The organism is Nocardia sp. CWNU-33 (assembly GCF_046764895.1).
In the GTDB taxonomy this organism is placed as follows: Bacteria; Actinomycetota; Actinomycetes; order Mycobacteriales; family Mycobacteriaceae; genus Nocardia.
Genome location: NZ_JBKOQN010000018.1, coordinates 58,780 through 79,859, shown reverse-complemented (window position 1 = coordinate 79,859; position 21,080 = coordinate 58,780). Strand labels below are relative to the sequence as shown.

General features: G+C 66.5%; 16 protein-coding genes and 2 pseudogenes. 12 read left to right on the top strand and 6 right to left on the bottom strand.

Annotated elements, in window-relative coordinates; translation table 11 throughout:
- The first annotated feature begins 124 nt into the window (after positions 1-124).
- The 4 genes and pseudogenes from ACLMAL_RS23605 to ACLMAL_RS23590 all read left to right on the top strand — a co-directional run bounded on the left by ACLMAL_RS23605 (position 125) and on the right by ACLMAL_RS23590 (position 3,024).
- A pseudogene (locus ACLMAL_RS23605) lies at positions 125-1,301 on the top strand (lipid-transfer protein).
- 3 nt (positions 1,302-1,304) lie between these two features.
- Positions 1,305-1,763 carry a MaoC family dehydratase N-terminal domain-containing protein gene (locus ACLMAL_RS23600; protein WP_412001064.1) on the top strand — a complete coding sequence of 153 codons (459 nt, stop codon included), beginning with the start codon at positions 1,305-1,307 and terminating at the stop codon, positions 1,761-1,763.
- A complete protein-coding gene (locus ACLMAL_RS23595) occupies positions 1,760-2,170 on the top strand; it encodes a MaoC family dehydratase (RefSeq protein ID WP_412001063.1) in 411 nt (136 codons plus the stop codon). Before ACLMAL_RS23600 ends, ACLMAL_RS23595 begins: the two co-directional genes overlap by 4 nt.
- A gap of 23 nt (positions 2,171-2,193) precedes the next feature.
- The gene (locus ACLMAL_RS23590; RefSeq protein WP_412001062.1) at positions 2,194-3,024 is read left to right on the top strand and encodes an SDR family NAD(P)-dependent oxidoreductase; all 831 of its coding nucleotides are present in this window, start codon (positions 2,194-2,196) and stop codon (positions 3,022-3,024) included.
- A gap of 276 nt (positions 3,025-3,300) precedes the next feature.
- Here ACLMAL_RS23590 and ACLMAL_RS23585 read toward each other — a convergent pair whose 3' ends face one another.
- Positions 3,301-4,683: a serine hydrolase domain-containing protein gene (locus ACLMAL_RS23585; protein ID WP_412001061.1), complete on the bottom strand. Its 1,383-nt coding sequence runs from the start codon at positions 4,681-4,683 to the stop codon at positions 3,301-3,303.
- 271 nt (positions 4,684-4,954) lie between these two features.
- Between ACLMAL_RS23585 and ACLMAL_RS23580 the strand changes: the two genes are divergently transcribed.
- From ACLMAL_RS23580 to ACLMAL_RS23565, 4 genes are all read left to right on the top strand, one after another.
- The gene (locus tag ACLMAL_RS23580) at positions 4,955-6,148 is read left to right on the top strand and encodes a TetR/AcrR family transcriptional regulator (RefSeq protein ID WP_412001060.1); all 1,194 of its coding nucleotides are present in this window, start codon (positions 4,955-4,957) and stop codon (positions 6,146-6,148) included.
- Between the two features lie 78 nt (positions 6,149-6,226).
- Positions 6,227-6,631, top strand: coding sequence for a hypothetical protein (locus tag ACLMAL_RS23575; protein ID WP_412001059.1), 405 nt, complete (start codon positions 6,227-6,229; stop codon positions 6,629-6,631).
- A 94-nt stretch (positions 6,632-6,725) separates the two neighbouring features.
- On the top strand, positions 6,726-6,857 hold the full coding sequence (locus ACLMAL_RS23570; protein ID WP_406236854.1) for a hypothetical protein: 132 nt from the start codon (positions 6,726-6,728) through the stop codon (positions 6,855-6,857).
- A 14-nt stretch (positions 6,858-6,871) separates the two neighbouring features.
- Entirely contained in the window at positions 6,872-7,726 is an 855-nt protein-coding gene (locus tag ACLMAL_RS23565) for a class II glutamine amidotransferase (protein WP_412001058.1), read from the top strand.
- Between the two features lie 207 nt (positions 7,727-7,933).
- Here ACLMAL_RS23565 and ACLMAL_RS23560 read toward each other — a convergent pair whose 3' ends face one another.
- The 3 genes from ACLMAL_RS23560 to ACLMAL_RS23550 form a co-directional block, all read right to left on the bottom strand.
- Complete coding sequence (locus ACLMAL_RS23560) at positions 7,934-8,917, bottom strand: aldo/keto reductase (protein WP_412001057.1); 984 nt, start codon at positions 8,915-8,917, stop codon at positions 7,934-7,936.
- A gap of 259 nt (positions 8,918-9,176) precedes the next feature.
- The gene (locus ACLMAL_RS23555; RefSeq protein ID WP_412001056.1) at positions 9,177-9,755 is read right to left on the bottom strand and encodes a flavodoxin family protein; all 579 of its coding nucleotides are present in this window, start codon (positions 9,753-9,755) and stop codon (positions 9,177-9,179) included.
- Between the two features lie 76 nt (positions 9,756-9,831).
- Positions 9,832-10,296 (bottom strand): MarR family winged helix-turn-helix transcriptional regulator, encoded by a 465-nt coding sequence (locus ACLMAL_RS23550; protein ID WP_412001055.1) that lies wholly within the window; start codon positions 10,294-10,296, stop codon positions 9,832-9,834.
- A gap of 124 nt (positions 10,297-10,420) precedes the next feature.
- Between ACLMAL_RS23550 and ACLMAL_RS23545 the strand changes: the two genes are divergently transcribed.
- The 3 genes from ACLMAL_RS23545 to ACLMAL_RS23535 all read left to right on the top strand — a co-directional run bounded on the left by ACLMAL_RS23545 (position 10,421) and on the right by ACLMAL_RS23535 (position 13,368).
- Complete coding sequence (locus ACLMAL_RS23545) at positions 10,421-11,881, top strand: MFS transporter (protein WP_412001054.1); 1,461 nt, start codon at positions 10,421-10,423, stop codon at positions 11,879-11,881.
- 79 nt (positions 11,882-11,960) lie between these two features.
- Positions 11,961-12,812, top strand: coding sequence for an alpha/beta fold hydrolase (locus ACLMAL_RS23540; RefSeq protein WP_412001053.1), 852 nt, complete (start codon positions 11,961-11,963; stop codon positions 12,810-12,812).
- Positions 12,805-13,368: a TetR/AcrR family transcriptional regulator gene (locus ACLMAL_RS23535; RefSeq protein ID WP_412001052.1), complete on the top strand. Its 564-nt coding sequence runs from the start codon at positions 12,805-12,807 to the stop codon at positions 13,366-13,368. Before ACLMAL_RS23540 ends, ACLMAL_RS23535 begins: the two co-directional genes overlap by 8 nt.
- A gap of 111 nt (positions 13,369-13,479) precedes the next feature.
- Here ACLMAL_RS23535 and ACLMAL_RS23530 read toward each other — a convergent pair.
- Positions 13,480-13,983, bottom strand: a pseudogene (locus ACLMAL_RS23530) (alpha/beta hydrolase family esterase); the annotation flags it as partial.
- A gap of 48 nt (positions 13,984-14,031) precedes the next feature.
- Entirely contained in the window at positions 14,032-14,388 is a 357-nt protein-coding gene (locus ACLMAL_RS23525; protein WP_412001051.1) for a hypothetical protein, read from the bottom strand.
- A 507-nt stretch (positions 14,389-14,895) separates the two neighbouring features.
- On the opposite strand from ACLMAL_RS23525, the gene ACLMAL_RS23520 reads away from it, so the two are divergent.
- Complete coding sequence (locus ACLMAL_RS23520) at positions 14,896-21,078, top strand: amino acid adenylation domain-containing protein (RefSeq protein ID WP_412001050.1); 6,183 nt, start codon at positions 14,896-14,898, stop codon at positions 21,076-21,078.
- Positions 21,079-21,080: the final 2 nt, after the last annotated feature.

Genomic DNA, 21,080 nt, shown 5'->3' with positions numbered 1-21,080 from the left:
GCGACACGGCGTATCTGTGTGCTGGGCGTGAGTCAGTGACGGCTCGGCCATTGCGCAACCAAACCCGCCTGGTGTTCACTAAGTGAATATCAACTAGCTCGAGCGATGAGCGTGAGGGATGGCGATGAGCAGACGAGCCGTGGTTGCAGGGGTCGGGATGATTCCCTTCACCACACCAAGCAAATCCGAGACTTACGACGTGATGGGCACGAAGGCGGCGCGAGCGGCGCTGCAGGATGCCGGGGTCGAGTACTCGGCGATTCAGCAGGCCTATGCCGGGTATGTGTACGGCGATTCGACCTGCGGTCAGGCAGTTGTCTACGGTCTCGGCCAGACCGGGATTCCGGTGGTCAACGTCAACAACAACTGTTCGACGGGTTCGACCGCGTTGTTCCTGGCCAGGCAAGCGGTCGAATCCGGCGCGGCCGACATCGTGCTGGCCGTCGGGTTCGAGCAGATGCAGCGTGGCGCGCTCGCCATGGGCTACACCGATCGGCCCACGCCGTTCGCTCGCTTCAACGCGGTGATGGATCGTATTCAGGAGCGCGACGAATCCCCCTTCGCCGCGCAGATGTTCGGCGGGGCCGGGCGTCAGTACGCGGAGAAGTACGGCACCGCACCCGAGACGTTCGCGAAGATCTCGGTGAAGTCGCGCAAGCATGCCGCCAACAATCCGTTCGCGGTGTTCAAGGACGCGGTCACCGTGGAAGAAGTACTGGCCGCGCCCCATATCTACGGCCCGCTGACCCGCCTGCAGCGCTGCCCGCCCACCTGCGGTGCGGCCGCCGCCGTCATCGTCAGCGACGAGTACGCGCGCAAGAATGGTCTCGACGGCTCCGTTGTGATCAAGGCACAGGCGATGGCCACCGACTTCGCGTCGACATTCACCGAGCAGGACATGACGAAGATCGTCGGCTACGACATGTCGAAGGCCGCCGCCCAACAGGTCTACGAAGCATCCGGCGTGTCCCCCACCGACATTCGCGTCGTCGAGCTGCACCACTGCTTCACCGCCAACGAACTGCTCACCTATGAGGCCATCGGCCTCACCCCGGAGGGCACCGCGGAGAAGTTCATCAACGACGGCGACAACACCTACGGCGGCCGGGTCGTCACCAACCCGTCCGGCGGCCTGCCACCCGCTCGGCGCGACCGGGCTGGCCCAGTGCACCGAGTTGGTATGGCAGCTGCGCGGACAGGCCGCGGCCCGACAGGTCGACGGCGATCCGAAAGTCGCTCTGCAGCACAACATCGGACTCGGCGGCGCGGCGGTCGTCACCCTGTACGAGAAGGTGAGCTGACCGATGCCGGTGGACCCCAGCGTGATCGGCAAGCAACTCCCGCCGACCACCTCGACCATCGATGCGGGACGGCTGCGCTTCTTCGCCGAGGCGATCGGTGAAACCAACCCGGTCTTCACCGACCTCGAGGCGGCGCGCGCCGCGGGCCACGCGGATCTGCCGGTGCCCCCGACCTTCCTGTTCGGCATCGAACTGGAAAACCCCGACTCCTTCGCCTGGCTCGCCGATCTGGGCGTCGACCTGCGCCGGGTACTGCACGGCGAGCAGTCCTTCACCTACCACTCGACCGCGGTCGCGGGCGACGTGCTCACCGCGACCCCGACCATCGGCAACGTCTACAGCAAGAAGGGCGGCGCGCTCGAATTCATCGAGAAGACATCCAAGGTCACCAGGGCAAACGGTGAACTCGTCGCCGAGCTGAAAAGCATGATCGTCGTGCGGAATCCGGAGGCAGGCAAGTGACGATCACCGAAGCCGTCGAGGTCGGCGACGAACTGCCGCCCTTGTCGATCGGCCCGATCTCCCGTACCACGTTGGCGCTGTTCGCCGGCGCGTCCGGCGATCACAACCCGATGCACATCGACATCGATGTGGCCAAGTCCGCCGGACTCGACGACGTATTCGCCCACGGCATGCTGTCGATGGCCTACCTCGGCCGATTGCTCACCGATTGGGTCGACCCGCAGGCGATTCGCTCCTACCGGGTGCGCTTCGCCGCGATCACGCCGGTGCACGCAAAGCCCACCGTCACCGGCAAAGTCACCTCGATCGACCGGGTCGACGGCGAATGCCGTGCCACCCTCGAACTGGCCGTCACACTCGCCGACGGCACCGTTACGTTGACCGGCGACGCTGTCGTCGCCGTCTGATCACCCGAAAGGACATACAGCACATGGGAACTCTGGATGGCAAGGTCGCCATTGTCTCCGGCTCCGGCCGTGGCATCGGCCGTGAGATCGCGCTGAAGCTCGCCGCCGAAGGCGCGCAGGTCGTGGTCAACGATCTCGATGCCGAACCGGCGAAGGAAACGGTCGCCGCGATCGAAGCTGCAGGCGGACAGGCTGTTTCCTGCATCGGCAGCGTCACCGACGCCGACTTCGGCGAGCGCTTCGTGCAGACCGCGGTCGAGAACTACGGCGGCCTGGACATCATTATCAATAATGCGGGCTACACCTGGGATTCGGTCATCCAGAAGATGACCGACGAGCAGTGGGACGCCATCCTCGACGTGCACCTCAAGGCGCCCTTCCGGATTCTGCGCGCCGCGCAGCCGGTGATCGCCGCGGCCGCCAAGAAGGCCAAGGAGGCCGGCGAGCCGATCCCCTGCCGCAAGGTCGTCAATATCTCGTCGATTGCCGGCACGGGAGGTAATGCGGGACAGGCCAATTACTCCTCGGCCAAGGCTGGCATCACCGGCCTGACCAGGACTCTTGCCAAGGAGTGGGGTCGCTACAACGTCACCGTGAACACCGTCGCGTTCGGCTTCATCAAGACTCGGCTCACCGAAGCGTCGGCCGACGGCGACAGCACGATCGACGTGCAGGGCAAGGAAATCAAGGTCGGAGTCAACCCCGACCTGCTCGCCGCCATGGAACAGATGATCCCGCTGGGCCGTGCAGGCACGCCCAAGGAAGCGGCCGGCGCCGTCTACCTCTTCTGCACCCCCGAATCCGACTACGTCAGTGCCCAGACCCTGATCTGCGGCGGCGGCTTCAACATCTAGGAGCGAGGATCTCCCCGGGGCGGGCAGCCGACGATCCTGCCCGGCGTTGGCCTCGGCCTGCGACCGCAGTCAACTGATCGCAAGGGTCCTGTTCTGCCACAATGGATATGCCGGGGCCGGAAGGCGGTCGAGCCGTCTGTGTCGTACCGCCATCGCCGAATCGCTCGCCCCATCCTGACCGAAGAACGATCGACGAGACCTGGTGTCAGCACCCGAAACGTCCGCCACCAGGTCCCGTTGGTCTTGTGCCGGCGGGTGGGATCGCCCCTGTTTCGCCTACTGGGCGGCGTCGGGCGCACGGGTGAACAGCCGACCTGCGAGGTCGGCCCCGACGATCGCGCCGTGTTCGTCGCGGGTGAAGTAGCCGCGCTGGCCCTGGAGTCCGCCGCCGGTGACGACGTACTCGTCGTCGGGCAGCAGTCCGAGGCCGGCCGCGGGCAGGTCCGGGGGGAGCTCGGTGTCGGATGCCGCGCGGATCTCCGGCTTGATGCCGACCGCGACCGTCAGCCCCTCGCCATCGGCATCGATGGTGAGCCGCATGACATCGATGTCGTAGTCGCCCACCACTTCTCGTGCCCGCACCTCGTCGTGGGGCAACGGCACCGGCTGCCGATCGATCACTCCCAGGTAGTGCTTCAGTGCCCAGCGCACGACCGCCTGGTTGAACAGGATGCCGTCGTCCGGTCCCGAGTTGGACATGACGGTGATGGCGAAGGCGTGTTCGGGAACCATGAGCAGCTCGGCGAACTGGCCGTTGCCCGACCCGCCGTGCCCGACGGTGCGCACACCGTCCACCGCACGCAGGAACCAGCAGATGCCGAACGCGTCGCCGAGCGTGCTGCCCTTCAACGCGACCGTCGGTTCCCGCATCCGCACCAGCGCATCGGAGGGCAGCACATCGAAGCCGCTTTCCGCCCGGCCGTCACCGAGCTGGAAACGCGCCCAACGGAGTTGGTCCGACACCGACGACGCGAGACCGCCACCGGGGTTGTTGCCGCGGGTGTCCTTCCACTGCCGCGCGACGGCGAGGGTGCCGTCCGCGCCGAGGTTGTGACCGACCGCGAACCGCCGAACCATGACATCGGCAGGCGCGTAGACAGTGTTCGACAGCCCAACGGGCTCGAGGACGAGCGACGCGACCGCCGCTTCGAAGGTGAGACCGGTGACCTTCTCGATAATCCGCCCGAGCAGGTTGTATCCCGCCTGGCTGTAGGAGGCCCGCGCGCCGACCGGCGCGATCTGATCCAGCTCGCGCATGCGCGCCACATACCCGGCCAGCGCGTCGTCACCGTCACCGGTTTCGACGATGAGCCGCACACCAAGTCCCGCAGTGTGATTGAGCAGATTGAACACCGTCATTTCCGCCGCAGCCTGCTCGTCGACGAGCTCCAGCTCGGGGACATAGTGCCGCACCGGCGCGTCCAGGTCGATCCGCCCCTCCGCGGCCAACCGCATGAGCGCGGTCGCGGTGAAGGTCTTCGACACCGAGCCCAGCAGAAACACGGTGTCCGCGTCGACGGGCAGCGGATTGTCGCGGCTGGTCACTCCATGAGAAGCGAACACCTCCTTACCGCCGACCCACACTCCGACCGCGACACCGGGGATGTCCAGCTCGGTCGCCGTGGCCTCGACGAATTCGGACAATGCGGTATCAGACATTTCAATCCCTTTCGATCGGCTCTTCGCCACGACGCCGAGTCCCTGCCATTCGGTACCTCATGCGTCCGGCATGCAGGGAACGTTGCCCGCCTCCGCTGACACGGCGCTGACACGCGGCGTCAGGGTCTGCGCGGCTTGCCTTTCGATAGTTGCCCGGTCGCCGTCAGGTCCCGCCGACAACGAGTGCCCCGCAGCGTCGGCGGCCGCACGCAATGGGCCGAGGCGGTAACATCACACGCTCGCTGTATGGCGATGATCGGAGGCAAAGGGCATGGTGCGCGGGTCGGAGGAGCGCACGCTCAGCGACCCCGTCCGCGGCACCAGGCCCGCGAATCGGCGTCAGCTGATTCTGCGTGCGGCGGCGAATCTCTTCTACGAGAAGAGCTACGCCAAGGTCGGTATGGGCGATGTGGCGGAGGCGGTGGCCATCGGCCCTTCGGCGCTGTACCGGCATTTCCGTGGCAAGCAGGATCTGCTGGCCACCGTCGTCGGCGAAGCGCTGAACACCCTGGACGGTGTGCTGGTGACAGCCACCGCCGACAACCTCATCGCAACGGTGGTGACAGCGATGCTGGAGAACAGGCGGGTCGGGGTGTTGGTGCGCCGCGAATCGCGCCAGTTGTCCGTCGATGATCGCGCGGCGCTACGCGCGGTGACCAAACGCATCGGCGCGCGATTCGCCGAGCTGATCAGCGAACGCAGGCCCGAGCTGGATGCGGCGGCGTCCGATCTGCTGGCCTGGTGCGCGCTCGCGACCGGCAACAGCCTTTCCTTCCATAGTCTTTCGCTTCCGGAGCCCGGGTTCAGCGCCCTGATCGAGGAACTCGTCACGACCATCGTCGACGCGCCGATCGCCTTGTCCGATCGGTCCGCCGCGCGCACGGAGCACCTCGGGTCTTTGACCCGGCAATCGCGGCGCGAGGCCATCCTGGCCGAGGCAACACGACTCTTCGCAGGCAACGGATTCGCCGGCGTGAGCATGGAGGATATCGGTGCCGGCGTCGGCATCTCCGGCCCCAGCGTCTACAACCATTTCCCGACCAAATCCGACATCCTGGTCGCCGCGATGTCGCGTGGTGACGAATGGATGCAGATGGAGATGAACCGCACGTTCGCACAGGCCGCGGACGCCCGCGACGGCATGTTCCGACTGCTGCGCAGCTACCGCGCGTTCGCCTTCGAGGACCCCGACCTGGTCCAGTTGCTCGTCTCGGAATCCATGCACCTACCCGACGCCGACCGACACCGAGCCAGAGCGGCTCAGCACTCCTACATCGCGGAGTGGGTGCACTTGGCAACTCAGGTGCACCCCGACTGGGATCCGATCAATGCCCGAATCCGGGTGCAAGCCGTGCAGACCATGATGAACGACATCGCGCTGATGCCCCACCTGCGATCCCGCCCCGGTGTCGATGCGGCACTGCTGGCGATCGGCGCTCGGCTGCTGGCGATCTCCGACGACTGACCGGCTCGCCCATCCACGAGCTCTACCGCCCCGTATAGACCGAACGTCCTCGGATTCCCCGCGGAGGAGACTGAGGGCGTGACGAAGGACGAAGTTCCGCTGATCGTGGTGGACGCTGCCAATGTCGTCGGCTCGCGGCCCGATGGCTGGTGGCGCGACCGTGCGGGCGCGGCCCGGCGATTACTCACGCAGCTGACCTCGCTGAAAGAACACTTGGAGCAACCGACCGATGTGGTCGTCGTGCTCGAGGGGGCGGCGAAAAGCGCAGTCGCCGAGGAAACAGACCCGGACGACCTGCGCGTGGTGTCAGCGGACGGATCGGGAGATGACGCGATCGTCGGTGTGGTGGCGGCAGCCGCTGCGCAGGACAGCGGCCGGTCGATCACCGTCGTGACGGCGGATCGCGGACTGCGTGATCGAGTCGAGGCGCTCGGGGCCGTGACGGTCGGTCCGCGCTGGCTCCTGGATCGCATCGGGCCGTAGCCGAACCAGCGAAGTCGGCCATCTGTACCTACCCAGGAAGATCGGTCGAGCGTGTCGATCGAGGCAATGCGGTTTCCAGCGCAACACTGAGCGAATGGCCGAACGACACTCTTGCGCCGCCGAGGTGCTCGACCTGACCGCGCAATGGGCCGAACTGTTAGTGCCCGGCGGGCTGTCGGACCGTTATGGGCACGCCGCTACGAAACCGGCCACAGCGCTCGGATAACGGAGGAGACCGGCATGTGCCGACTTTTCGGAATGACGGCGTCCCCACAGCGAGTCAAGGCGACCTTCTGGCTCCTCGATGCCGAAGACAGCCTGGACCACCAGAGCGAGACGAACCCCGACGGCACCGGCCTCGGCACCTTCGACACACACGGCAGGCCGTTGGTCGAGAAGCAGCCGTTGGCCGCCTACGCGGACCGCCAGTTCGCCACCGAAGCCAAACACCGCGAGTCGGCGACCTTCCTCGCCCACGTCCGCCACGCATCGACTGGTGCCCGCACCGTGAACAACACCCATCCGTTCACCCAGAATGGACGCATCTTCGCGCACAACGGCGTCATCGAAGATCTCCCACGACTCGACGAGCAGCTGGGCCCTTACCGTGCGCTGGTGCAGGGCGACACCGACTCGGAACGATTCTTCGCGCTGATCACCAAACACATCGATGCGCACGGCGGTGACATCACCGCCGGGATCACCGACGCCACCCTATGGGTCGCCGACCAGCTGCCGATCTTCGCGATCAACCTGATCCTGACCACCGCCACCGAGCTGTGGGCCTTGCGCTACCCCGATACCCACGAGCTCTACATGCTGAAACGCGAAGCAGGAGAACAACTCCGGCATGCGGGCAGCAAGGGAACCATCCGCGTCCACTCAGCCGATTCGGCCGAAACCCCGACCGTGGTCATCGCCAGCGAGCCGATGGACACCGACCCCGGCTGGCGTCGCATGTCCCCCGGCGAGCTACTGCACATCCACCCCGATCTGCACGCGGACAGCAGCCCGATACTCGATCGCCCACCGGCCCACCTGCTGTCACTGTCGGACCTCAGCGCCGAAGCCGCCGCCTCGCAACTCACCCGCTGACCGCACCGCTTCACTCACCGAAACGCGCCCTGTCCCCGGCCGGAGCCGAAGATCGGGCGCATGGCAGCCATGCCTACGAGCTGGTACAGACACTCCTCTCGAGGTAGATCAGATCTACGTAATTCGATCTACGTTTAGTCCAAGGACCCTTGGCACGGAGCTGTTTTCGTATTATGCCCCAAGCCTTGTTCGGGGTAAGCGGTCGGGTCAGCGGCCGACGACTCGGGCAAGGCGCTCCGGATAGCGCGCGCCCGCGAAAGCCCCTGAGGGGGCGGCGGTGTCGATGCGGGCGAGATCGTCTGCGGTCAGGGTGATGTCGGCGGCTGCGACGTTTTCCTCGAGGTACGTGCGGCGCTTGGTGCCCGGGATGGGGACTACGTCCTCGCCCTGGCTCATGACCCAGGCTAGGGCCAATTGGCCTGCGGTGATGTCCTTTTCGGCGGCCAGCTCGCGCAGGGCGGCGACGATGGCGAGGTTGCGGTCGAGGTTGTCGTCGGCGAAACGCGGTAGTTGGCGGCGCATGTCGTCGGCGGGGAGTTCGGTGGTGGAGGTGATGGCGCCGGTGAGGAAGCCGCGGCCGAGCGGGGAGAACGGCACGATGCCGATACCCAGCTCGCGGCAGGTCGGCAGCACCTCGGCCTCGATGTCCCGTGTCCACAGCGACCATTCGCTCTGCAGCGCGGTGATCGGGTGCACGGCATGCGCGGCGCGGATGGTTGCGGCCGAGGCTTCGGAGATGCCGAGGTAGCGCACCTTGCCCGCGGCGACCAGTTCCGAAAGTGCGCCCCAGGTCTCCTCGATCGGGACGTTCGGATCCACCCGATGCTGGTAGTAGAGGTCGATGTGGTCGACACCGAGGCGGGCCAGCGACTCGTCGCAACTCTGCTTGACATAGGCGGCGTCACCGCGCGCGCCCAAGGTGCCGCCCTCGCCCCACACGATGCCGAACTTCGTCGCGAGCACCACCCGATCACGGCGATCGGCGATAGCGCGCCCGACCAGCCGCTCATTGGTTTCGGGCCCATACACATTGGCGGTGTCGAGCATGGTCACGCCCAGATCGAGCGCGCGATGAATGGTCGCGATGGACTCGTCGTCGTTATCGCGCAGGCCATAGGCCTGGCTCATCCCCATGCAGCCGAGCCCCTGCGCACCTACGGTCAGTTCGCCGAGTTTCCTGGTCGGGATCATTGCGGGATCTCCTCCTTCAGTACGCCGGATGCGATGTCCAGCGGCAGGTCTGGGTCGTGATTACCGAGATCCGACGCTACGACCTGGAGTGCACTCCAGGTCAAGTACGGGCCCGCCCGCGCTGGCGGAACATACAGACAGCCGGCCACATCATCGAGACTCCTCGACGGCGTGGCCGATGTGGATCGGTGTCGCGATGACCGGGGACTCGACCTCGGACACCCGGTCGCCGAAACAACCGAGCCGCCCGAGTGTGACTTCAGATCCGATGCAACGTTCTGGCGAAGTTCACACCGAAGAGTTTCGCGGTCTCGAGATCTCCCTTGTCGAAGGAATCCACGGGAGCTTTGTGATGTATTTGCGCCATTGCGCCGGTCCATGATCCGAGTCGATCGACAGCTGGGTCCGTAGTCGCGCCGACATTGTTTTCGAAGTTCGGCGGATTGCCGACCCACAACATCCCGTGCTGCATCGAGAAAACCACCATGGACATCAGGGTTGATTGTTTATCGCCCGATGGATACGACGAAACCGTGAAGCCGGAGGCAAGTTTTCCGCGCAACTCCTGAGTGCGAAAAAGGGGCGATGTCGAATCCATGAACGATTTGAAGGGCCCGGAGACGCCTCCGAAATAGGTGGGAGAACCCCAGATGATGCCATCATAGGTGGCCAACCGAGCAGGCGAGGCGACGAGCTGGTCAGCCTTCAGCAGACTAATCTCTGCACCTGCCACATTCCTTGCGCCTGCGACGACATGCTTTGCGAAGCATTCCGTACGCCCATGGCCGCTGTGATAAACCACGGCTATTTGTTTCACTGCTGATGTTTCTTCATTCACGGCGCCAAGGATGTTCTCCGGCCAGACCGGCCGGCAACTATCGTTGCCGTTTCCGGAACGAGCCCGAATCGAACGCTTATCGGTCCAGCGCCGACGGTGTGAGACGCGGCCACGGTCTGCCGTGATAGCGCTCGATGTCGGTATTGAACCGCTCGAGGTAGGCGGCGAAGGTGGCGACGTCTTCGGGTGACCAGCTCGCCATGATGTCGTCCAGGGCGCGCACGCTGTCGGCACGATCGCTGTCGAGTCGCTGCTCCCCCTCCGGGGTCACCCGAAATCTGCGGGCCATGCCGCCGTCGGGGGCGGGGATCCGTTCGATGAGTCCGTCACGCATCATCGCGGCGGTCTGCCGACGGAGCGTGGACGCCTCCAGACCCAGGGCGTCGCTGAGCTGGCCGATGGACATCGGGCCTTCCCCGCGTAGTCGACACAGCAGCGTGTACGCACTGCGATCCAGGCGAAGCAGGCCACGCCGAGAGGCGAGGCTGTACCGCCCGAGCAGCATGGTCTCGAACTCGATCAGCTGCGTGGGCTTGTCCATCCTGACCCCTTCTGTCGGTGCGGCGGTTCAACAGCAGGTATATCACGCACGGCGTGCATGACACACGCAGTGTGTATATTACACGCGACATGTATCGTACACGTCGACCGATCTTCCCGATGAGATGGAGAAATACGTGGACAGGCACTCGCCAACCACACGACCGGGCGGCATCCTCAGCGTGCTGGCCGCCGCAGGCATCGTCGCGGCCCTGATGCAGACGATCGTGGTCCCCCTGATCGGGGACCTGCCGAAACTGTTGAACACCAGCGCCTCCAACGCTTCCTGGGTGATCACGGCAACCCTGCTTTCCGCCGCGGTGACCACCCCGATCGCGGGCAGGCTCGGCGATATGTACGGCAAACGCCGAATGCTGCTGATCTCGTGCCTCCCGCTCATCGCGGGATCAGCAGTCTGCGCCATGGCCGCCTCGGTGGCTCCGATGGTCATCGGGCGCGGGATACAAGGAATGGGGGTGGGCATCGTGCCGCTGGGTATCAGCGCGCTGCGCGACCTGCTGCCGCCCGAGCGCCTCGGTTCGTCGATCGCGTTGATGAGCTCGTCGCTGGGCATCGGCGGCGCACTCGGACTGCCGATTTCCGCCGCCGTCGCCGAGAACACGAGCTGGCAGGTGCTCTTCTGGGCGGCCGCGATCCTCGGTTCCCTTGTCGCCGTGCTGATCTGGTTGTACGTGCCGGGCACTTCGGCCGCGGAATCGGCCGGCCGTTTCGACTTCCTCGGCGCGCTCGGCCTCGGCGCCGGACTGGTGTGCCTGCTCGTCGCGGTATCCAAGGGCGCAACCTGGGGCTGGGCCAGCGGCACCATCCTCGGATTGTTCGCCGCCGCGGTCATCGTGTTCGCGACCTGGGGATGGTGGGAGCTGCGCACCCGCGATCCACTGGTTGATCTGCGCGTCACGGCGCGGCCACAGGTGCTGCTGACCAATGCGGCATCTGTCGTGGTCGGCTTCGCGATGTACGCGCAGGCGCTGATCCTGCCGCAGCTGCTGCAGTTGCCGGAGGCCACCGGCTACGGCCTCGGCCAATCAATGCTGGCCATGGGCCTGTGGATGGCACCGGCCGGGCTGATGATGATGGTCGTCTCGCCGCTGGGCGCCACGCTGTCGGCGGCTCGTGGACCCAAGGTCACCCTGCTCACCGGATGCCTTGTCATCGCACTCGGTTACGCGTCATCCATCGTGCTGCTCGGCTCCACCTGGGGCCTACTGGTGGTGACCCTCGTCTGCAATGCGGGTGTCGGCCTCGGCTACGGCGCGATACCCGCCCTCATCATGAGTGCGGTGCCGCAGTCGGAGACCGCCGCCGCCAATAGCTTCAACACCCTGATGCGCTCCATCGGCACCTCGTTCGCCGCCGCGGTGGTCGGTGTCGTCCTGTCCCAGATGAGCATTCGGTTCGGCGGCCACACCCTGCCCTCGGAGCAAGGCTTCCGCACCGGCCTGTTGATCGGCTGCGGTGTCGCCCTCGTCGCCGCGGCCATCACCGCAACGATTCCGTACCGCCGGACCACCCCCACTCCCCTCTCCCCCGTCGACACCGCGCCGAAGGTCGCATCCAGGGCCTGAAGCCAGTGTTGACACGGTTGGCTAATTGTATTAGCTTTATGGCTATCAACATTAGCTACCAGCGCAACGGGAGTTCGACATGACCGAGTACCTGACCATCGACGGTGGACAGATCGCCTACGACGTGACCGGCGATGGCCCACTGGTCGTGCTGTCGCACGGCATCGGCGACCGGCGCCAGGCTTTTCGGTTGCTCGCGCCGAAGCTGATCGCCGCCGGCTACCGGGTCGCGGCGGCGGACCTGCGCGGACACGGAGAGTCCAGCATGAACTGGAAGTCCCACGACGGCAGTGACGCGATCTCGCGGACCGATGTCGCGGGCGACCTGCTGGCTCTGATCCGCCACCTCGGCGGTCCAGCGGTCATCATCGGACACTCCATCTCCGGCGGGGCCGCCACCATCGCTGCGGCACAAGCGCCCGAACTTGTCAGCGCCATCATCGAACTCAACCCGTTCACCAAGACCCAAAAGCTCGCCGCAGGCGCGCTGTTCACTGTCCCGCGCTACCGCAAGGGGCTGGTGCCGCTGATGAACACCATGATCTTCAAGAGCCTCGGACAGTGGATGCGCTACCTGAACGTCGCCTACCCGATCAAGCCTGCCGACTACGACCAGTACATGGCCGAATTGTCGGCGAAGCTGCAGGAACCGGGCCGGTTCGCGGAATTCATGAAGACCGGCAAGTCGACTCCCGCCGATGCCGAGGCGCAGCTGCCGAACATCAGTAGCCCCGCGCTGATCATCATGGGCACCGAGGACCCCGACTTCCCGAACCCCGAAGCCGAAGGCGACGCCATCGTCGCTCTCATGCCTGCGGGTCTCGGCACCGTCGCGGTGGCGGAGGGATCCGGGCACTACCCGCACGCGGACGCGCCGGACCGGGTGGCCGAACTCGCGCTGCGGTTCCTCGCGGAGCAGGCTCGTGCCTAGGGTCGGGCTGACCACAGCCGACGTCGTCCGTGCGGGTGCCCAACTCGCCGACGACGTCGGCTATGACAACCTGGCCATGGGTCTGCTTGCCGAAAAGCTCGGCGTCCGAACACCTTCCCTGTACAAGCACGTGGCCAACCTGGCCGATGTGCAACACGGCATCGCCGTGCTCGCGATGACCGAACTCGACCGCGCCGTTCGCGACGCGATGCACGGCCGCTCCGGCACCGAAGCATTGGCAGCCTTCGCCCGCGCATTCCGCTCATATGTCGTCGCGCACCCTGGCCGCTACGCCGCCACCGTCGGAGCCGAGTTCACCAGCCCCGACGATCCCCTGCTGGAATCCAGTCGTCGCGTGCTCGATTCGATGGTGGCAGTGCTGCGCGGTTACGACATTCCCAACGTCGAGATGGATCACGCCCTGCGCACCTTGCGCTCGATGTTCCACGGATTCGCGTCCCTACAGGCATCCGGCGGCTTCCAGTGGACCGGCGATCCGGAAGTCAGCTTCGACTGGATGATTCGGTTCATCGACCGTGGACTACGTGGGCTGTGAAGAACGGATGGGGAGGCGCCGCATGGTCGACCCCGCACGGCCGGGCCGACCATCCCCGCCGCCCAGTCCCCATCACCCCCGCGGAGCAGGTCGCGTCCAGGGCCTGAAGCCTCATCGACCGTGGATTGTGTGGGCTTCGAAGAAGTCCCAAGCGAGGTCGGTCGCGTTCACCCCGGCCTGCGCATCGGAAAGTTCGCCCTGCGCGGCGCCCTGCCACGAGTGCCCCATCTCGGGAAGCCGGTAGATCTCGACCGTGCTGCCGTCGGCGCAGGTGGCCGTCGCGACGGTGATGCCATTGGCCAGGTCGGCCTGCGCTCCCCCTGGAGCGCAGGCGAGTCGCTCCTGCCACTGCGTGATCCCGGTGTCGAATCGACCGAAGTTGCGATCCTTGCCACCAAGGAAGGTGATAACCGAAACCGGTGTCGTCGGCTTGTAGGACGGCTCCGCCGCGGTAGAACCGAAGAACCCCCCGCTGACCGCGGCGATGGCGGCGAAGGTGCCGGGTAGTTCCACCGCGAGCTTGAAGGACATATCGCCGCCGTTCGAGATGCCTGCGGCATAGACGCGCTTCGAGTCGGCTTTCCAGGCGCTGGTCATTCGGGCGAGGACAGTCTTGACGAAGCCGACATCGTCTTCCGAACCACAGCAGAGGAAGGCGTTGTATCAGGAAGCGTGCCCCTCCGGATAGACGACGAGGAAGTTTTCCTTGTCCGCCTTGGCATTCAAGCCGCTGGTGGTGGCGATCCGCGCCGCGTCACCGGGATAGAAGTGCAGGGCGACCACGAGTGGCAGGGCGGTGCTGCCCTCGTAGCTCGGCGGCGCATGCACCACATAGGAGCGGATCTTGCCACCGAATTCGATGGTGATCCGCTGGTCACCCGAGCCGGGCTTGTCGTCCTGTGCAGGGGCGGCGGGGCCGCTCGGCGATGTCGGTGGCGCGATGGAGCTCTGGCAGGCCGTGACCCACAGGGCACAACAGGCGATGGCGATGGCGATGGCGACACTACGAAGCCAGACCACGGTCTCACTATGGCACGAAATCGATGCGCCGTTGTCAAGACTGGAAATATTCGAGAATGGTTGAGTAGCAATAGATATCGCAGATGTGGACCGCGATCGGGCCGGCCGGTGTCCGAGGAGGATAAGCCAGGCGACGACGAGGTGTTGGTCGAGGCGCCCGCGCTTGCGCCGGGCTTGCTGTTCATTCGCGTGCCCGAGGGCAAGGTGTGAAGAACCGTCTGCACTTCGATTGGATGCCCACCGAGCGGACGCGTGACGACGAGGTCGAGCGCATCATCGGCATGGGAGCGACATTGCACGAGGACCACCACCGCCGATGGGCTCGGCTGGGTCACGCTGCTCGATCCCGAGGGAAACGAGTTCTGCATCGAGCGAAGCAAGGCCGAGCGCGAAGGCCGATAGCCAGGGCAGGCGGTAGCTGGATCCTTACTTCCCACCGGTGGCGCAGCTGAGTATCGCGTTATAACATCGGGCCCGTTTGTTCACATCGCGCGGCAGGACGAGAACTTGACCAGTGGTACCCGGCAGGCTTCCTCGTCTTCGCGCCGTGGACGTTCACGTCGGGCTTCCGGGTCGAGCGCGCCCACGCTGGCGACGCTGCTCGCCGCGGCCGTCGAGCACAATCCCGACGGCGCGGCCGTCGTCTGCGACGACGCCACATTGACTTATCGTGCCCTCGACGTGCGCTCATCGCAGATGGCCAGAGTTTTGCTGGCGATGGGGATCGGCCCGGAAACCACCGTCGCGGTGGCCCTGCCCCGATCGATCGACTCGGTGCTCACGGTCTGGGCGGTCGCCAAGACCGGCGCGGCGTTCGTACCCATCGATCCAGGCTTCCCCTCGGCACGCATCGAATTCCAGGTCGCCGACTGCGGTGCGCAGTTCGGGCTTACCAGGCAGCAGTACGCCGCGGTACTGCCGGGTGAGGTTCGGTGGCTCGCGCTGGACGCTCCCGACTTCGAGGCACAGGTGACGGCGCAGTCGCCGACACCGATCTCCTACCTCGACCGCCGGACGCCGATGCGCGACACCAACCCGGCCTACCTGATCTACACCTCCGGCTCGACCGGCCTGCCCAAGGGCGTCACGGTCACCCACGCCGGCCTGGCCGGGCTCTGCGCCGAACTCACCACGCGGCACACGATTTCCCGCGACGCGCGGATCCTGCACTTCGCCTCACCCAGCTTCGACGCTTCGATATTGGAACTGCTACTTGCCATCGGCGCGGCCGCAACCATGGTGATCGCCCCGCCGACGATCTACGGCGGTAGTGAGCTGGCGCAGCTCATCACGCACCATCGGGTCACCCACGCCTTCCTCACTCCGTCGGCGCTGGCCTCGGTCGAGCCGACCGGACTGGACTTCCTGCAGGGCATCATCGTCGGCGGCGAGCCGTGTCCCCCCGCGTTGGTCGGCCGTTGGGCGGTGGCAGGACGACGATTCTGGAACGCCTACGGGCCCACCGAATCCACCATCGTCGCGACCATCAGCGCGCCGCTGTCGCCCGAGACGCCGGTGACCATCGGATCGGCCGTGCGCGGCATGCGCCTGCGCGTGCTCGACCGGCAACTGCGCCCGGTCGGCGTCGGCGTCGCGGGCGAGCTGTATATCTCCGGTCTCGCCATTGCCCGCGGCTATCACCGTCGCGCCGGGCTGACCGCGCAGTGTTTTCCCGCAGACCCGCACGGCGCGCCCGGCACTCGGATGTACCGGACCGGCGACCTCGTCCGCTGGACCACCGGCGGTGATCTCGACTACCTCGGCCGCACCGACGACCAGGTCAAGGTCCGCGGTTTCCGGATCGAGCTCGGCGAGATCGACGCGATCCTCACGACGCATCCCGAGGTGCGCGCGGCCGTCACCGTCGACCGAAGGACCGCCGCGAGCGAAACCACGCTGGCGGCCTATGTCGTGCCGGTACCGGGGCGATCGCCCGACCCGGCCGCCCTTGCCGACACCTTGGCGCAGCGGCTGCCGCGGTACATGCTGCCGACCTCGATCACCATCGTGGACCGAATCCCGCTGACCCCCAACGGCAAAACCGATCGTGCCGCGCTACGTGCCCGATCCGAGGACCGCCTCGTCCATCGACCGCTGTCGGGTCTCGGCGAGGAATTGATCGCCGCGGTGTTCGCCAGGGTGCTCGGGCACGAGCAGTTCGGGCCGGACTCCGACTTCTTCACTTCGGGCGGCAATTCGCTGCTCGCCACCCAGGTCGCCGCTCGGCTCAGCGAGACATGGCAGGCCCAGATCCCGACCAGGCTGGTCTTTGACCACCCAACGGTGGCCCTGCTGGCGAAGTCACTCCAGACGCAGCGACTGGCCACGGCCCGACCGGCCTTGGTCGCTCGTCCGAGACCCGAGCGGATTCCCTTGTCCCCCGCCCAGCTTCGGTTCTGGCTGCGCAACCAGTTCGACACCACGACCTCAGTGGACAACGTGGGGTTCGCACTCGGCATGTCGGGTGACCTCGATGTCGAGGCGCTGCGTGCCGCGTTCGCCGACACCGTCGAGCGGCACGAGACGCTGCGCACGATGTACCCGGCGGACGCCATCGGACCGCACCAGCTGATACTCGAAACATCAAGTGCTGTTGCCGATTTCGTGCCCGAAGACACGCACCCCGACGCGGTGGACGAGCGGGTGCGCGAGACGTTGTGGCGCGGTTTCGACGTGTCAGCGGAAGTGCCGTTGCGCGCTCGGCTGCTCCGGGTGAACGGCAGCTACGTGCTGGCCTGCGCGACACACCACATCTGCGCCGACGGCTCCTCCCTGGCCCCCTTGGCGCGTGATGTCGCCATCGCCTACGCCGCGCGGCTCGCGGACGACGCACCGACCTGGCTGCCACTGGAGGTGCAGTACGCCGACTACGCACTGTGGCAACAGGACGTGCTCGGTTCGCGCGACGACCCGGATTCGCCGTTGTCCCGGCAGCTCGCCTACTGGACACAGGAACTGGCAGAGCTGCCCGACGACCTCGACCTGCCGACCGACCGCCCGCGACCGGCGGTGGCCTCGCTGCGCGGCGACGGCGAGCAGCGCACGGTGTCCGCCGCGCTGCATCGCGACCTGCTCGCCGTCGCGCGGACCCATCGGGCCACGTTGTTCATGGTGATGCGGACAGCCTTGGCCGTCCTGCTGGCCCGCCTGTCCGGCGGCACCGACATTGCCATCGGCGTGCCGATGACCAATCGCGCCGAGGCCGCCCTCGAGGATGTCGTCGGCATGTTCGTCAACACCACGGTATCGCGAACCAGGATCGACCCCGCTGAGAGCTTCGCGGATCTGCTGACCCGGACCCGCGATCGGGACATGGTGAATTTCGCGCACTCGGAGGTGCCGTTCGAACTGGTCGTGGATGCCGTCAACCCGGTGCGGTCCCCTGGACGGCATCCGCTGTATCAGGTCGGTTTCGCGTTCCAGAACTTCGCCGAGGCCAATGTCGAACTGTCGGGCCTCACGTTCTCGTCTTACGACGCGGACATCAGGACCGCGAAGACAGACCTGCACATCGCGGTGGTCGACACCCACGACGAGGACGGCGCCCCGGGCCCGATCGACATCCGATTCGGCTATGCCACAGACCTTTTCGATGAAACGACAGTGCGTAGATTCCTCGCCAGCTATCTGCGCATCCTGCACGAAGTGGCCGCCGATCCGATCGGCGCGGTCGGTGATATCGACATCATGGAACCGCTCGAGCGGCGGCGGATCCGGTTCTGGTCGGCCGGACCGGACCTCCCGGTCGCGCCGGAGACCCTGACCACCGCGCTGTGGCGGCATGCGCTCGCGACACCGGACGCCGTCGCAGTGGTCTGCGGAGCGCAGGCACTGACCTACGCGCAACTGCAAGACCGGTGTAATCGGTTGGCCCGGTGGCTGATTCGACAAGGCGTCGGACCCGACACGGTAGTGGCGGTGGCCATGCGGCGGTCCATCGATCAGGTCGTCGCATTGACCGCGATCGTCGAGGCAGGCGGGGCCTGGGTGCCGATCGATCCGGATCATCCGGACGAGCGGATCCGGTCGGTACTCGATTCCGCCGCACCGCGGTGCGTCGTGACCACCAGCGGTGACGCGTTCACCGTCGCTCCCGCGCACACCGTCGACACCCTCGATCTCTCGCAACTGAGTCCCGAACCGGTACTCGATGCCGAGCGCGGCGCCGCACTGCGCGGCGACCATCCCGCCTACGTGATCTACACCTCCGGCTCCACCGGTCGACCGAAAGGCGTTGTGGTCAGCCACGACGCGATCGTCAACCAGCTCGTCTGGATGCAGCAGCAGTACCGTGTCAGCGGTGCCGACAGGTACCTGCAGAAAACTCCCGCGACGTTCGATGTCTCGCTGTGGGGATATTTCCTGCCGCTGCGTGCCGGCGCCCGGCTGGTGCTTGCCGGACCGAGCGAGCACCGCGACCCCGCAGCATTGGGCAGGCTCATCGCCGCGCACCGCGTTACGCTCACCGATTTCGTGCCCGCCATGCTCGCGATGTTTGCCGCGCACGCCACCGCCGCCGAATTGAACTCACTGCGTGCGGTTTTCGCTATCGGCGAGGCGCTGCCACTGGAGACCGCACGGGCGTTCGCCGCCGTCTGCGACGCCGAACTGCACAATCTGTACGGTCCAACCGAAGCCGCGGTGAGCATCACCCATCACCGGGTCGAGGCCACCGACCTGACCTCGGTACGCGTGCCGATCGGTGCACCGGAAGGGAACTCCCAGAGCTTCGTCCTCGACACCCGGTTGCGACCGGTGCCGGTCGGCGCGGTGGGTGAACTCTATTTGGCCGGAGTCCAACTCGCCCGCGGCTATCACGGCGCGCACGCTCTGACGGCGGGCCGGTTCGTCGCGAATCCGCTCGGCGGCCCCGGCGATCGGATGTATCGGACCGGCGATCTGGTGCGGTGGACGCCGCGCGGTGCACTGGACTACATCGGGCGCAGCGACTTTCAGGTGAAGGTGCGTGGTCACCGCATCGAGCTCGGCGAGATCGAAGCCGCGTTGCTCGCCGACCCCACCGTCGGTCAAGCGGCTGCCGCGGTCAAACCGGCGCAGGACGGGGACCAGCTCGTCGGCTATGTCGTCGCAGCGCCCGGTGCGGCAGTCGACCCCGATGGCTTGCGGCGCTCGGTATCTCGGGTGTTGCCCTCGTACATGGTGCCCGCGGCGGTGTTGCCCCTGGATGCGCTGCCGGTCAACGCCAGCGGCAAACTCGACCGTCCGGCGCTGCCACTGCCGGTGTTCACCGCACGGGCCGGTGTCGCGCCGTCGACCGCGCTCGAACACGCGATCGCCGAGGTGTTCGCCGAGGTCCTCGCGGTGTCACCGATCGGGGTCGAGGATGATTTCTTCGAACTCGGCGGGTCCTCGTTGATGGCTTTCACACTCCACCAACGACTTTCGTCCCGCCTGGACCGCGAGGTGCCGATGTCGGTGCTGCTCGCCACACCCACGGTGGGCGGCCTCGCCGCGCACCTCGCCGAGGCCACGGGGGCGACGCGAACGGACACGCCGGCGCCGGCCGAGGACGCCGTGCTCGACGCCGCAATCGCTGTCGACGGGATCGCCGCCGCTCATACCGGACCGCCGCGTGAGCTGCTGCTGACCGGTGCGACCGGGTTCCTCGGCGCCCACCTGCTGCGGGAACTGCTGCACCGCACCGACGCCAGAGTGTGGTGCCTGATCCGGGCGAACACCGAGGTCGAGGGCGCCAACCGGATTCGGTTGGCGCTGCACCGCTACCGGTTGTGGGACGATGCCGTCGCCGATCGGATCATCGCGGTCCCCGGCGATCTCGCCGCGCCGCGCCTGGGCCTTTCCGATGCCGACTACGACCGCCTCGCCGACACCATCGACGTCATCTACCACAACGGCGCTCGCGTCAATCACGTCGATCCCTATGCTCGACTACGCGCCGCCAATGTCGAAGGCACCAGGGATGTGCTGCGCCTGGCGACGACGCGGCGGGCCAAGCCTGTCCATTTCGTCTCCACTATCGGCGCCGCCGTCTCGACCAGGCCGGAATCCGGCGTCGTCGAAGAGGACACTCGGCTGCGGGCCGACCAGGTCTCCGACAACGGCTACCTCACCTCCAAGTGGGTCGCCGAAGAACTGGTTCGGCAGGCGGGCGAGCGCGGGGTTCCGGTCGCCGTCTATCGGCCCAGCACGATCAGCGGCGACACCCGAATCGGTGTGAACAGCGCCGACGATTCGATCTGGAACATGATCCGCGCCGCCGCAATCCTCGGGATCGCACCCGATGTCGGCGACGCGACGGTGTCACTGGTTCCGGTGGACTACGTGGCGGGCGCGCTCGTCGAGATCTCGGCCCACCCAGCGTCGGAGATCGTGTATCACCTGGTCAACCGCACTCCGGTGGCGGTGCGTGACATCTTCGACTCGCTGCGCGACCACGGCCTCCCGGTCGCGACCGCCCCGCTGGAGACCGTCCGCGCCGAGCTGGACCGCGAGTCCCGCCTGCGCAACGACGCGGGCGACGATTCGCTCGTCCGCGCGGCGCTGCTCAGCGCGAACTTCGCCGGGCTCGCCGGACATCTCGACTGGGACGACGCCCACAGCCGTACCGCCTTGGCGGACACCGGCATCGAGTGCCCGCCCCTCACTCGCCCGATACTCGACACCTACATCAGGGAGTTCATCGCATCAGGGTTCCTGCCGTCGCGATAACG